This window comes from Streptomyces humi, assembly GCF_001005085.2.
In the GTDB taxonomy this organism is placed as follows: Bacteria; Actinomycetota; Actinomycetes; order Streptomycetales; family Streptomycetaceae; genus Streptomyces; species Streptomyces humi.
The window spans coordinates 1-12,816 of the sequence record NZ_LBMU02000100.1 but is presented as its reverse complement, the minus strand read 5'-3'; the positions used below and the strand labels follow the sequence as shown (position 1 = coordinate 12,816).

The 12,816-nt window shown below is 72.4% G+C and carries 13 protein-coding genes; 4 read left to right on the top strand and 9 right to left on the bottom strand.

The features are described from left to right. Positions 1–102: 102 nt before the first annotated feature. Positions 103–1,455, bottom strand: coding sequence for a class II 3-deoxy-7-phosphoheptulonate synthase (locus tag AAW13_RS38055; protein ID WP_046727430.1), 1,353 nt, complete (start codon positions 1,453–1,455; stop codon positions 103–105). Between the two features lie 106 nt (positions 1,456–1,561). Here AAW13_RS38055 and AAW13_RS47885 point away from each other — a divergent pair, with 106 nt between their 5' ends. Together AAW13_RS47885 and AAW13_RS38045 are read left to right on the top strand one after the other, a co-directional pair. Further along, a complete protein-coding gene (locus AAW13_RS47885; RefSeq protein WP_071659820.1) occupies positions 1,562–1,618 on the top strand; it encodes a trp operon leader peptide in 57 nt (18 codons plus the stop codon). A 99-nt stretch (positions 1,619–1,717) separates the two neighbouring features. Then, positions 1,718–3,583, top strand: coding sequence for an anthranilate synthase family protein (locus tag AAW13_RS38045; RefSeq protein WP_046727429.1), 1,866 nt, complete (start codon positions 1,718–1,720; stop codon positions 3,581–3,583). Positions 3,584–3,690: 107 nt separating this feature from the next. Here the strand turns inward: AAW13_RS38045 and AAW13_RS38040 are convergent, their stop codons facing one another. From AAW13_RS38040 to AAW13_RS38025, 4 genes are all read right to left on the bottom strand, one after another. Then, complete coding sequence (locus AAW13_RS38040) at positions 3,691–4,719, bottom strand: 6-phosphofructokinase (protein ID WP_046727428.1); 1,029 nt, start codon at positions 4,717–4,719, stop codon at positions 3,691–3,693. 148 nt (positions 4,720–4,867) lie between these two features. Then, positions 4,868–5,530 carry a response regulator gene (locus AAW13_RS38035; RefSeq protein ID WP_046727427.1) on the bottom strand — a complete coding sequence of 221 codons (663 nt, stop codon included), beginning with the start codon at positions 5,528–5,530 and terminating at the stop codon, positions 4,868–4,870. Then, positions 5,527–6,741, bottom strand: a complete 1,215-nt coding sequence (macS, locus tag AAW13_RS38030; RefSeq protein WP_046727426.1) for a MacS family sensor histidine kinase — start codon at positions 6,739–6,741, stop codon at positions 5,527–5,529. The genes AAW13_RS38035 and macS overlap by 4 nt, the downstream gene beginning before the upstream one ends. 34 nt (positions 6,742–6,775) lie before the next feature. Next, positions 6,776–7,531: a lysophospholipid acyltransferase family protein gene (locus tag AAW13_RS38025; protein ID WP_071659815.1), complete on the bottom strand. Its 756-nt coding sequence runs from the start codon at positions 7,529–7,531 to the stop codon at positions 6,776–6,778. A gap of 200 nt (positions 7,532–7,731) precedes the next feature. On the opposite strand from AAW13_RS38025, the gene AAW13_RS38020 reads away from it, so the two are divergent. Continuing rightward, the gene (locus tag AAW13_RS38020) at positions 7,732–8,511 is read left to right on the top strand and encodes an alpha/beta hydrolase (protein WP_046727424.1); all 780 of its coding nucleotides are present in this window, start codon (positions 7,732–7,734) and stop codon (positions 8,509–8,511) included. After that, positions 8,504–9,073, top strand: a complete 570-nt coding sequence (locus AAW13_RS38015; protein ID WP_046727423.1) for a hypothetical protein — start codon at positions 8,504–8,506, stop codon at positions 9,071–9,073. The genes AAW13_RS38020 and AAW13_RS38015 overlap by 8 nt, the downstream gene beginning before the upstream one ends. Before the next feature lie 6 nt (positions 9,074–9,079). Here AAW13_RS38015 and AAW13_RS38010 read toward each other — a convergent pair whose 3' ends face one another. The 4 genes from AAW13_RS38010 to AAW13_RS37995 form a co-directional block, all read right to left on the bottom strand. Continuing rightward, complete coding sequence (locus AAW13_RS38010; protein WP_046727422.1) at positions 9,080–9,826, bottom strand: endonuclease/exonuclease/phosphatase family protein; 747 nt, start codon at positions 9,824–9,826, stop codon at positions 9,080–9,082. Between the two features lie 146 nt (positions 9,827–9,972). Further along, entirely contained in the window at positions 9,973–10,926 is a 954-nt protein-coding gene (locus tag AAW13_RS38005) for an ROK family glucokinase (RefSeq protein WP_046727421.1), read from the bottom strand. 55 nt (positions 10,927–10,981) lie between these two features. Then, the gene (locus tag AAW13_RS38000; RefSeq protein ID WP_046727420.1) at positions 10,982–11,479 is read right to left on the bottom strand and encodes a DUF5304 domain-containing protein; all 498 of its coding nucleotides are present in this window, start codon (positions 11,477–11,479) and stop codon (positions 10,982–10,984) included. Positions 11,480–11,542: 63 nt separating this feature from the next. Beyond that, a complete protein-coding gene (locus AAW13_RS37995) occupies positions 11,543–12,697 on the bottom strand; it encodes an ArsA family ATPase (protein ID WP_046727419.1) in 1,155 nt (384 codons plus the stop codon). Positions 12,698–12,816 lie beyond the last annotated feature (119 nt).

Genomic DNA, 12,816 nt, shown 5'->3' with positions numbered 1-12,816 from the left:
TCGGTGAGGCAAACCTAACCTTACCCATCGTCGGGGAACCGCAAAAGTGCGAGGGGCGCGGATCCGGTGTGATCCGCGCCCCAGAGCAGTCGCTCAGTGCCCTCACTGGTCCCGGTACATCTCCGCGACCAGGAACGCCAGGTCCAGGGACTGGCTGCGGTTCAGGCGGGGGTCGCAGGCCGTCTCGTAGCGCTGGTGCAGGTCGTCGACGAAGATCTCGTCGCCGCCGCCCACGCACTCGGTGACGTCGTCACCGGTGAGCTCGACATGGATGCCGCCCGGGTGGGTGCCGAGGGTCTTGTGGACCTCGAAGAAGCCCTTGACCTCGTCGAGCACGTCGTCGAAGCGGCGGGTCTTGTGACCCGAGGCGGCCTCGAAGGTGTTGCCGTGCATCGGGTCGGTCACCCAGGCCACGGTGGCGCCCGAGGCGGTGACCTTCTCGACCAGCTCGGGGAGCTTGTCGCGGACCTTGTCGGCGCCCATCCGGACGATGAAGGTCAGCCGGCCCGGCTCGCGGTCCGGGTCGAGGCGGTCGATGTACTTCAGCGCGTCCTCGGCCGTGGTCGTCGGACCGAGCTTGAGGCCGATCGGGTTGCTGATCCGCGAGGCGAACTCGATGTGCGCGCCGTCCAGCTGCCGGGTGCGCTCACCGATCCACACCATGTGCCCGGAGACGTCGTACAGCTTGCCGGTGCGGGAGTCGACCCTGGTCAGGGCGGACTCGTAGTCGAGCAGCAGCGCCTCGTGCGAGGAGAAGAACTCGACGGTCTTGAACTCCTCCGGGTCGGTGCCGCAGGCCCGCATGAAGTTCAGCGCGTTGTCGATCTCGCGGGCGAGCTGCTCGTAGCGCTGGCCCGACGGGGAGGACTTCACGAAGTCCTGGTTCCAGGCGTGCACCTGGCGCAGGTCCGCGTAACCGCCGGTGGTGAAGGCGCGCACCAGGTTCAGCGTGGAGGCGGACGCGTTGTACATCCGCTTCAGCCGCTCGGGGTCCGGGATCCGGGCCGCCTCGTTGAAGTCGAAGCCGTTGACGGAGTCGCCGCGGTACGTCGGCAGCGTCACGCCGTCGCGGGTCTCGGTCGGCTTGGAGCGCGGCTTGGAGTACTGGCCGGCGATCCGGCCGACCTTCACCACGGGCACCGACGCGGCGTACGTCAGCACGGCACCCATCTGGAGGAGCGTCTTGAGCTTGTTGCGGATGTGGTCGGCCGACACCGCGTCGAAGGCCTCGGCGCAGTCGCCGCCCTGGAGGAGGAACGCCTCTCCCTTGGCGACGGCCGCCATCCGGGCGCGCAGCTGGTCGCACTCGCCCGCGAAGACGAGCGGCGGATACGACTCCAGCTCCGCAACGACTGCGCGCAGAGCCTCGGGGTCGGGGTACTCGGGCTGCTGCGCCGCGGGCAGGTCTCGCCAGGTGTTGCCAGCGCTCGCGCTGGTCTTAGCGTTCACGGTCACCTCGTAAACATTACGGGGTCGTGTCGCCATATTTTCCTCCGGCTCGACTGGTGAGACGCCGTGATTGCCCTGTGGACAGGGCGGGCGGTGGGGTAGGGTTTTCCACATGTTCGCGCACTCGACCCAGAACTGGTGGTGGACCGCTTCTCCGGCGGCCCACTGACTGCGCGTACGCAAGACTTCGCGAAGGCCGCCCGAGGGGCGGCCTTCGGTGTTTCCGGGGTCGTTCCTCTCCCACCTGCCAGAGGACCGCAGAGGAACCATGGACCTGACCCAGTTGCTCCACGACGACCGCCCCTTCGCCCTGCTCCGGCGCCGCACCCCCGGCCACGACGAGAACACGGTGGAGGTCCTGGTCGGCCCCGTCACCGCCCGCGACCGGCTCGCCGACCTGCCGGAGGAGGGCCTGGCCCTGGTCCCGTTCCGGCAGATCCGCGAGCGGGGCTTCGACGTGCGGGACGACGGGACGCCGTTGCTGGTGCTGACCCCCGAGGTGGTGGGCCGGGTGCCGCTGGCCGACGCCCTCGCCGCGCTTCCCGCGCACGACGTACGGGTGGAGCGCGGCGGCTTCGACGTGGACGACGACGCGTACGGCGAGATCGTCGGGCGGGTGCTGCGCGAGGAGATCGGCCGGGGCGAGGGCGCGAACTTCGTGATCCGCCGGACCTACCAGGGGGAGGTCCCGGGCTTCGGGCGCGCCGACGCGCTGGCCCTGTTCCGGCGGCTGCTGGCGGGCGAGCGGGGCGCGTACTGGACGTTCGTCGTGCACACCGGGGACCGGACGCTGGTCGGGGCCAGCCCGGAGGTGCACGTGCGGATGTCCGGCGGCACGGTGGTGATGAACCCGATCAGCGGCACGTACCGCTATCCCGCCGAGGGCCCCACCCCCGAGCACCTGCTCGGCTTCCTGGCCGACGGCAAGGAGATCGAGGAGCTGTCGATGGTCGTCGACGAGGAGCTCAAGATGATGTGCACCGTCGGCGACATGGGCGGGGTCGTCGTCGGCCCCAGGCTCAAGGAGATGGCGCACCTCGCGCACACCGAGTACGAGCTGCGCGGGAAGTCCTCGCTGGACGTGCGGGAGGTCCTGAGGGAGACCATGTTCGCGGCGACCGTGACGGGGTCGCCGGTGCAGAACGCCTGCCGGGTCATCGAGCGGCACGAGGTGGGCGGGCGCGGCTACTACGCGGGCGCGCTGGCGCTGCTCGGCCGGGATTCCGGGGGCGCCCAGACCCTGGACTCCCCCATCCTCATCCGTACCGCCGACATCGACGCGCGGGGCCGGCTGCGGGTTCCCGTCGGCGCCACGCTGGTGCGCGGCTCGGACCCGGCGGGCGAGGTCGCCGAGACCCACGCCAAGGCGGCGGGGGTGCTGGCGGCGCTGGGGGTACGGCCGGCCCGGCCGCGGGGTGAGGAGCAGCGCCCCGGGCTGGCGGACGACCCCCGGGTGCGGGCCGCGCTGGACGGGCGCCGGGCGTCGCTCGCCCCCTTCTGGCTGCGGATGCAGGAGCGGACCGGGGAACTGGCCGGGCACGCGCTGGTGGTGGACGGGGAGGACACGTTCACGGCGATGCTCGCGCACCTGCTGCGCTCGGGCGGCCTCGACGTCACCGTACGGCGTTACGACGAGCCGGGACTGCGGGCGGACGTGCTCGCGCACCTGGGGCCGGTGGTGCTGGGCCCGGGGCCGGGTGACCCGTCCGACCTGGCCGATCCGAAGATGCGGTTCCTGCGGGAGCTGACGGCGTCGGTGATCCGGGAGCACCGGCACGGGGTGCTGGGCGTCTGCCTCGGGCACGAGCTGGTCGCGGCTGAGCTGGGGCTGGGGATCGTGCGCAAGGAGGTCCCCTTCCAGGGGGCGCAGACGACCGTGGACCTGTTCGGGCGGGCGGAGACCGTCGGCTTCTACAACAGCTTCGTGGCCCGGTGCGACGAGGACGCGGCGCGCGAGCTGGCGGCGCACGGGGTGGAGGTGAGCCGGGCGGCGAACGGCGAGGTGCACGCCCTGCGGGGACCCGGGTTCGCCGGGGTGCAGTTCCATCCGGAGTCGGTGCTCACGTTGAACGGGGCGTCGATCGTGCGGGAGCTGGTGGGGCGGTTGCGGGACACCGGGACAGTCCAGGCCTGAGTCCCGGGTGCGGACCGGGCCTTGCCGCGGCCCCGTTCCGTGGCTCTCCGCGGAACGGGGCGTGCGGGATCCGGTCGTCCGGTCCCGGCCGAGGAAGACCCCGGCTCTCAGCCGAAGAAGACCCCGACCTCCTCGTACAGCTTCGGGTCCACGGTCTTCAGCCTGGCCGTGGCCTCCGCGATCGGCACCCGGACGATGTCGGTGCCGCGCAGCGCGACCATCTTGCCGAAGTCGCCGTCGCGGACGGCTTCGATGGCGTGCAGGCCGAAGCGGGTGGCCAGCCAGCGGTCGAAGGCGCTGGGCGTACCGCCGCGCTGGATGTGCCCGAGGACGGTGGTCCTGGCCTCCTTGCCGGTGCGCTTCTCGATCTCCTTGGCCAGCCACTCGCCGACCCCGGAGAGCCGGACGTGCCCGAAGGAGTCCAGGGACTGGTCCTTGAGGACGACGTCGCCGTCCTTCGGCATGGCGCCCTCGGCCACGACCACGATCGGGGCGTACGACGCCTTGAAGCGGGAGGTGATCCAGGCGCACACCTGGTCCAGGTCGAAGCGCTGCTCCGGGATGAGGATGACGTTGGCGCCGCCCGCGAGACCGGAGTGCAGGGCGATCCAGCCGGCGTGCCGGCCCATCACCTCGCAGACCAGGACCCGCATGTGGGACTCGGCGGTGGTGTGCAGCCGGTCGATGGCCTCCGTCGCGATGCCGACGGCGGTGTCGAAGCCGAAGGTGTAGTCGGTGGCGGACAGGTCGTTGTCGATGGTCTTCGGGACACCGACGACGGGCACGCCGTACTCGTCGGTGAGGCGCGCGGCGACGCCCAGGGTGTCCTCGCCGCCGATCGCGATGAGCGCCTCGACCTCCAGTTTGGCGAGGTTGTCCTTGATCCGGCGGATGCCGTTCTCCTGCTTGAGCGGATTGGTGCGCGAGGAGCCGAGGATGGTGCCGCCGCGGGGCAGGATGCCGCGCACGGCGGGGATGTCGAGACGGACGGTGTCGCCTTCGAGGGGTCCGCGCCAGCCGTCCCGGAAGCCGACGAAGTCGTAGCCGTACTCCTGCACGCCCTTGCGGACGACGCCCCGGATGACGGCGTTGAGCCCGGGGCAGTCGCCGCCTCCGGTCAGTACTCCGACCCGCATGGAAATGTCCCTTCGCCGCGGTTGCCTGGTGAGGGTCACGCTAGTGGTGATCCAGGTCACACAGGGATGGGCGGGAAGGGCAATTCCGGTGAATCGGTGGGCGGTTGGTTTACTTGCCGTCAAGCGCGAAGATCACATCAGCTGTGGATCATTCGTCGTCGAGGCCGCGCTCTATGGCATACCGGACCAGTTCCACCCTGTTGTGCAACTGGAGCTTGCCGAGGGTGTTCTGGACATGGTTCTGGACCGTGCGGTGCGAGATGACCAGCCGCTCGGCGATCTGCTTGTAGCTCAGGCCCTTGGCCACCAGCCGCAGCACCTCGGTCTCGCGGTCGGTCAGCCGGGGCGCGTCCGGCCCGTCGGCGTCCGCGGCCGGAGCCGGTTCGGAGGCCAGCCGGCGGTACTCGCCGAGGACCAGACCGGCCAGGCCGGGCGTGAACACCGGGTCGCCGACGGCGGTACGGCGCACCGCGTCGAGGAGTTCCTCCGTCGACGCCGACTTCAGCAGGTAGCCGGTCGCGCCGGACTTCACCGCCTCCAGCACGTCGGCGTGCTCCCCGCTGGCGGACAGCACCAGGACCCGCAACGCCGGGTTGTGGCCGACGAGTTCCTTGCAGACCTGGACACCGGGCCTGGCCGGCAGGTTGAGGTCCAGGACGAGGACGTCGGGCGCGGCGGCCTTGGCACGGCGCACCGCCTGGTCGCCGTCCCCGGCGGTGGCGACCACCTCGAACCCGGCCTCGGCCAGGTCCCGGGCGACCGCGTCGCGCCACATGGGGTGGTCGTCGACCACCATCACCTTGATGCTCATCGCCGCTCCGCCTTCCCCGGGGAGACCTTCGGTACCTTCAGCTCCACTTCCGTGCCCTGCCCGGGAGTCGAGAACAGCTCGGCGCTGCCGCCGAGGTCACGCAGCCGGCCGCGGATCGACTGGGCCACCCCGAGCCGCCCCTCCCCCTCGGCCTGGGCGAGCCGCCCCTCCGGGATGCCGGGGCCGTCGTCCCGTACGGTCACCACGATCCCGTCGGGCTCGTCCTCGACCAGGATCCAGGCCCGTGCCTGCTCCCCCGCGTGCCTGCGGACGTTGTCCAGGGCGGCACCGACGGCGGCGGCCAGCTCGCGTGCCGCGCGCGGCGGCACCTCCACCGGCGCACCGGGTTCGGCCAGGTTGACCCGGGACCCGGCGTACGGCGCGAGCAGGGTGCGCAGGTCGACGGGACCGGCGTCGTCCGGTTCCTCGACCAGGCGTACGACCGCGCCCTCGGCCGCGTCCTCCGAGAGCCGGGAGGGCGGCACCAGGCCGCCGGAGACCAGGGTGCGCAGGGCGACCTCCTGCTCCCCCGCGAGCCGGCCCAGCTCGGCCGCCTCGCCGCCGAGGACCGCGCCACGCCGCTGCACCATGGCGAGCACCTGGAGCACGCCGTCGTGGATGTCCCGGGCGAGCCGTTCCCGTTCGCGGGTCGTGGCCTCGATCTCCAGGGCGCGGGCGAGGGTGCGCTCGGAGGCGCGGGCGACCTCCACGACGTACCCGATGGCGATGGAGGCGACCCAGACCAGGACCACGCTGTGGACGGTGTCGCGGGCCGGGTGGCCGCGCTCGATCAGGTTGGCGGCGGCGACCGGGGTGGAGGCGAACGCGGCCCAGCGCCAGCCGCCCTTGATGGCGTAGGCGAGGACCGCGCCTGCCGTCCAGATCGACGGCAGGGTGGGGCCGCCACGGTCGATGTGGCCCTGGGTGACCACCCAGGGGGTCAGCACGATGCCGGTGATCGCGACGGCCAGGTCGACGGCGAGGAAGCGCTTGGTGCAGGCCGCCGCGTTCTGCACGCGCGGGAGGGTCGCCAGCGTCCAGACGGTCAGGACGGCGAAGTAGGCGATGGCGACACCGGGGCGGTCGTAGTCCTCGTAGGCGGAGGCGAACAGACCGATGGCGTAGAGCAGGGTCAGCACCCGGTAGCCGGTGAGCGCACGCCACAGGGGCTGCTCCACCGACATGCGTACGACACGTTCCCGCTTGGTCATCTCCCCCGGTCCCCCCTCGCCCCCCGGCCGCCGACTACGACTCGGTGGTTCTCTTCTCGGCCTTCGCCGCGTCCTTCTCCGCCCTGACCGCGTCCTTCTCGGCCTTGGCGGCCTCCGAGATCTGCCGCTTGGCGGCGGTCGCGTAGATGTCGACGTACTCCTGGCCGGAGAGCTTCATGATCTCGTACATGACCTCGTCGGTCACCGCGCGCAGCACGAACCGGTCGTGTTCCATGCCCTGGTAGCGGCTGAAGTCCAGGGCCTTGCCGATCCGGATGCCCGGCCGCATCAGCTTGGGCATGACCTGCCCGGGCGGCTGGATCTTCTCGGTGTCGATCATGGCGACCGGGACCACCGGGGCGCCGGTCGCGAGCGCCACGCGCGCGAGGCCGCCGGGCTTTCCGCGGTAGAGCCGGCCGTCGGGCGAGCGGGTGCCCTCCGGGTAGATGCCGAACAACTCGCCGCGCTCCAGCACCTCTATGCCGCTCTTCACCGCCGCCTCGCCGGCGCCGCGCGCCCCGGAGCGGTCCACCGGGAGCTGGCCGACGCCCTTGAAGAAGGCCGCCGTCAGGCGCCCCTTCACGCCGGGCGTGGTGAAGTACTCGGCCTTCGCGATGAACGTGACCTTGCGGTCCAGCACCGCGGGCAGGAAGAACGAGTCCGAGAAGGACAGGTGGTTACTCGCCAGGATCGCCGGGCCCTCGGCCGGGACGTTCTCCAGGCCCTCCACCCAGGGCCTGAAGGTGACCTTGAGCGGTCCCCCGATAGCGACCTTCATCGCGCCGTACAACAACCGAGTGCCTCCTGTTTCCGTCGATCAGACCTTAACCCGGAGCGCCGGGAATGGCCCCGACGACCCTGGTCGGTGTCAGTGCCGTCGCGTACGGTGAAGCACATCCGAAGTCGTCGTTTCCGCCCCTCGCAGTTCCCACCTCTCGCAGTTCCCCGAAGTTCCCGGAAGTTCCCCCTCTCATGAATTGGAGAGCGAAGGTGCCGGTTCTCCCCGGAGCCGAGCCGTACCGCCATGCCGGCGGGGAGGTCGGCGTCCTGCTCTGTCATGGTTTCACCGGCTCACCCCAGTCGCTGCGCCCCTGGGCCGAGCACCACGCGGCACACGGCCTGACCGTGTCCCTGCCCCTGCTGCCCGGACACGGCACGCGCTGGGAGGACATGCAGGTCACCGGCTGGGAGGACTGGTACGCGGAGGTGGACCGCGAGCTGCGGTTGCTGCGCGAGCGCTGCTCCCAGGTGTTCGTGGCGGGTCTGTCGATGGGTGGCGCGCTGGCCCTGCGGCTGGCCGCGCGGAACGGGACGGGTGTGGAAGGCGTGGTGATCGTCAACCCGGCGAACAAGGTGCACGGCCTGTCCGCGTACGCCCTTCCGGTGGCCCGGCATCTCGTCCGCACGACGCCGGGCATCGCCAGCGACATCGCCAAGCCGGGCGCCGCGGAGGTGGGGTACGACCGGGTGCCGCTGCACAGCGCGCACTCGCTGAGGAAGTTCTTCCGCCGGGTGGACGGCGAGCTTCCGCAGGTGACCCAGCCGCTGCTGCTCCTGCGCAGCACCGAGGACCATGTGGTTCCGGCGGTCGATTCCGCCCGGATCCTGAGCCGCGTGTCGTCCACGGACGTAACGGAGGTCGTGCTGGAACAGAGTTACCACGTGGCGACGTTGGACCATGACGCGGACCGGATCTTCGAGGAGAGCCTCGCCTTCATCGGCCGGCTCGCACCCAGTGTCGGCAAGGAAGGGACGGCCGCAGTTGGCTGAGCACGACTCCGACCGCGAGGACCGCGAGCCGGACGAGAAAGGGGTGCCCTTCGACGAGGCGGCCGCCTGGGCGGCGATCGTCGCGGGGTACGGCGAGGAACCGCCGGATCCGCCGGGCACGACACCGTTCAAGCCGGTGGAGGACCTGGCGCTGCCGCCCATGGAGGAGGACGAGCCCGTGCCCGGGCCGGCGGCTTCGCAGGAGAAGTCCCCGGCCAAGCCGCTGGGCAGCTCCGTCTCCTTCGCGCCGGGCGTGGGCCCGCGTGACCACACGGCGCCGGAGCCGTCCGAGGACGACTTCGACGAGGACGACGAGGGGCACTTCGTGCCGCCCGAGCCGCCGCCGCTGCCCGCCGCCGACACGACCGCCAGGTTCGCCTGGCTGGGCGTGGTGGGCGGGCCGCTCCTGCTGCTGCTCGCGGTGCTGCTGGGCTGGGACATGACCTGGTGGCTGGCGACGCTGGGGATCGGCGGGTTCCTCGGCGGGTTCGTCACGCTGGTGACGCGCATGAAGACGGACGACGACGAGGACGGGGACCCCGGCCGGGGCGCCGTGGTCTGAGTCGCGTCAGGACGCCGGGATTCTGAGGGCGGCCAGGACCGGGAGATGGTCGGTGGCCGCCCTCAGGTCCGCTTCGGTGACGCCGGGCTGGTCCAGGGGGACACCGCAGCCGAGCACCTCGATGCCCTTGGTGGCGAAGATCGCGTCGATGCGCTGGTGCGGGTCGGTGGATCCGGAGGTGAGTTCGCCGCCCCAGGGCACGGTGGTACGGCAGTCCTGGAAGGCGCCGGCCAGGCGGCGGAAGGTGCGGCCCTCGGGCCGGTCGTTGAGGTCGCCGCCCGCGACGGCGTGCGTCACGCCCAGCCCGGCGACCCGGTCGAGGAGCATGCCGCCCTGCTCGTGGCGCTCGTCCTGCTGGAGGCTCAGGTGGAAGCTGGTGACGCCGAGGCGGACGCCGCCGAACCGGACGACGGCGGTGGCGAAGCCCCTGCGGTGCAGGCCGGGGGTGAGCGGGAGGAGGACGTCCTCGGTGCGCTCGACGGTGGCGCGGAGGTCGCAGAGGATCGCCGGGCCGGCCGCGGTCGCGCCGCCGGTGAGGATCACCAGGTCGCAGGCGGAGGCCAGTCGGGCGAGCTTCTTGCGCCAGCGGAAGAAGCGCGGGGCCTCCTGGATCAGCACCAGGTCGGGGGCGCAGGCCTTGATGACGCGGGCGAGGGCGTCGGTGTCGTCCCGGAGGGAGCGGATGTTGTAGCTCAGGACGCGGATGACGGCGGAACCGTCGGGCTCTGTGTGGGAGTTGGGGAGCGACGCCATATTGATCAATGTACGCCGGGAGCGGGGCTGTGCGCCTACCGGGGTGGGGCGCGAGGCAGGTGTGCGACTGCCGGTTGTGTGTGGCCAGTCGCGCAGTTCCCCGCGCCCCCAGGGGTTGCGGTTGCCGCCTCCCGGAAGGGCAGGCGTCACATGATCGGGTCCGGCTCCCTCGCCAGGTCGGCCGCGCCCACCAGGCCCGCCTCGTTGCCCAGCTGGGCGGCGATGACGTCGGCCACCGGGCGCCAGTTGCCGCCCACCAGCCAGCGCTTGTAGGACTTGCGGATCGGGTCGAGGACCAGTTCGCCCTCGTCCGAGAGCCCGCCGCCGACAATGAACGCGGAGGGGTCGAAGAGCGAGGCGAGGTCGGCGAGACCGGCGCCGGCCCAGCGGGCGAGCTCGCGGTAGGAGTCGACGGCGACCGGGTCGCCCTGGCGCGCGGCCATGGAGATGTGCTTGCCCTCGATGCCGTCGGGGCTGCCGTCGCCGAGGCCCAGCAGGATCTCGGCGGCCTCGGGGGTGGCGTTGGCGCGCTGCTTGGCGTAGCGGACGAGGGCGCGGCCGGAGGCGTACTGCTCCCAGCAGCCCTGCGAGCCGCAGCCGCACAGCAGCCCGTCCGGGACCATCCGGATGTGCCCGAACTCGGCGGCCACTCCGAAGTGCCCGCGGCGCAGCTTGTTGCCGATGATGATGCCGCCGCCGAGGCCGGTGCCGAGGGTGATGCAGATGACGTTGCGGTGGCCCTTGCCCGCGCCGAACTTGTACTCGCCCCAGGCGGCGGCGTTGGCGTCGTTCTCCACCACCACGGGGAGGCCGACCCGGGCCTCGACCTCGGCCTTCAGCGGCTCCTGGCGCCAGTCGATGTTGGGCGCGAAGTAGACCGTGGAGCGCTGCCGGTTCACGTAACCGGCGGCTCCGATGCCCACGCCGACGATCTCGTGCCCGGCACGGGCGCCCTCGACGGCGGAGGCGATGGCGTCCACGATGCCCTCGGGCGTACCCGGGGTCGGCACCTTGTGGGTCGAGAGGATGTTGCCTTCCTCATCGACCACGCCGGCCGCGATCTTCGTGCCGCCGATGTCGACGCCGATGGTGAGTCCCATGAATCCCTCAGTTTCGGTCGAGCCCCGCTACGGCCAACCGTACCCGAGAGGGCTTTCAGTCGAGGTCGATGCGTTCGCCGGGACCCGGGTCGTCGCCCTTGTCTCCCATGTCGCCCGGGCCGCCGTCGGCGTCGTCGGCGCCCTTGCGGGCCGTCCAGCGGGTCTCCTGGGTCTGGACCGCGGAGCGGTAGGCCGCGAGGAGTTCACCGCCGGCCGCGGCCAGGTGGTCGAAGACGTCCGGGTTGCGCTCTATGACGGGCTCGACGGCGTTCTTCGCCTGCTGCACGACCTGCCGGACCACCTGCTGGGCGGCGGGCCCCGCGACCGCCCCGAGGAGCGGGCTCTGGAGGCCGGCGAGCTTGTCCGCGACGGCGTCGACGAGCTTGCGCAGTTCCTCGGCGGCCGACCCCGGCGGCGGGCCGTACTGGGTGCGGCGGCGGGCCTTCTCGGCCGCCAGGTCCTCGGCGCAGGCGGTGGCCCAGGCGTCGGCGTCCGTCGCCCGTGCCTCGTCCGCGGCCCCGGAGGCGTCAGCTGTGGGGCGCTCTTCGCTCATGGCGGACTCCTGACTACGGTTCGTCCTTCCGACGTTACCCGAACGGGCGTACCGGTTTCACCGTCAGCGCGGCCACAGCTGCGGGTCCGGCGCGAAGCGCAGCCGCAGCTCGCCGTCGCGCAGGGCGGCCCCGGCGACGGTGCAGCGGCGCAGGGCGGAGGGCAGCGCGACGATCCGGCGGAACCCGCCGACGGTGATGACCACCTCGTCGCCGCGCCGGACCAGGTCGAGGTCGTCCCGTATCGCGCCGGGCAGCGGAACGTGCCAGACCAGGACGCCGTCCTCCGCCGTGCGGTCGACGACGGGCCACTCGACCGGGGGGTGCCCGGTGTTGACGCCGGGCACGGCGAGCGCGGCGAGGTCGTCGGCGCCGCGCGGGTCGTGGCCAAGGTGGGCGACCGGCGAGACCGGAAGGGCGTCCGTCCACTCCGCGAGGGCCTTGCGCTGCTGGGCGAGGAGCCCGTGCAGCGGGACGGCCTCGGGGAGCACTCGGTTGGCGATCAGGGTCTCGGTGGGCAGACCGCGCAGGGCGAGGCCGAGGCGGGCGGTGCGGACGGCGTCGGCGCCGGCCGGGCCGGGTTCGGCGACCAGGCGTACGGCGGTGCGGCGGTCGCCGAGGACGGCCTCGACGGCGGCGAGCTCCACGTCCCAGCGGGCGGCGGTCTCGTAGAGCCAGTCGGCGGGCATCGGGACTCCGGCCAGCCGGCCGAGGACGGGCCGCAGGGCGCGGGCCGCCTGCCGTTCCGGCGGGAGCAGCCGGCGCAGGTAGCGGCGGAGTTCCTCGGGGAGGGCGAGCAGGTCGAGGGCGCGCGGTGTGGGCGGGAGGTCCACGACGAGCAGTTCGTGGCGTTCGGAGAGGGCGGCGTCCCGTACGGCACGGAGCAGCGACAGTTCCTCGGCGCCGGGCAGGGGGGTGAGTTCCTCGGCGTCCAGGCGGGAGGCTCCGAGCAGGTCGAGGACGTTCGCGGCGCGGGTCTGGAAGGCGGTGAGGTCCTCGCGGAAGCGGGCGGCCGCGTCGGGGCGCCAGGCGGTGAGGTTCGGGGTGATCCGGGTCGGCTCCGGTCCTGTCGCCGCGCCCAGGGCCGCGCCGAGGGTGTCCGTGCGGTCGGCGCCGACGACGAGCGTGGGGGTGCCTTCGCCGGCGGCGCGCAGGGCGGTGGCCGCGGCGACCGTCGTACGACCGCTGCCGCCGGGGCCGGTGATCAGGATGGTGCGCATGAGGGTGAACCGTAACGGACGTCCAGGCGAGCCCCCGCTGTGGCCGGCGCGGGGGGGTGTCACTTACCGGCGTGAGCAGGTGCCGCCGCGCCCACCCGTGCCGCCCTGCGGCACGCCTG

Bases quoted from the DNA above. Each gene is read 5' to 3' on its own strand.
- AAW13_RS38035 (WP_046727427.1), bottom strand. From the start codon at position 5,530: ATGAGCATCAAGGTGATGGTGGTCGACGACCACCCCATGTGGCGCGAC.
- AAW13_RS38000 (WP_046727420.1), bottom strand. From the start codon at position 11,479: ATGAGCGAAGAGCGCCCCACAGCTGACGCCTCCGGGGCCGCGGACGAG.
- macS (WP_046727426.1), bottom strand. From the start codon at position 6,741: ATGACCAAGCGGGAACGTGTCGTACGCATGTCGGTGGAGCAGCCCCTG.
- AAW13_RS38005 (WP_046727421.1), bottom strand. From the start codon at position 10,926: ATGGGACTCACCATCGGCGTCGACATCGGCGGCACGAAGATCGCGGCC.
- AAW13_RS37995 (WP_046727419.1), bottom strand. From the start codon at position 12,697: ATGCGCACCATCCTGATCACCGGCCCCGGCGGCAGCGGTCGTACGACG.
- AAW13_RS38010 (WP_046727422.1), bottom strand. From the start codon at position 9,826: ATGGCGTCGCTCCCCAACTCCCACACAGAGCCCGACGGTTCCGCCGTC.
- AAW13_RS38045 (WP_046727429.1), top strand. From the start codon at position 1,718: ATGGACCTGACCCAGTTGCTCCACGACGACCGCCCCTTCGCCCTGCTC.
- AAW13_RS38040 (WP_046727428.1), bottom strand. From the start codon at position 4,719: ATGCGGGTCGGAGTACTGACCGGAGGCGGCGACTGCCCCGGGCTCAAC.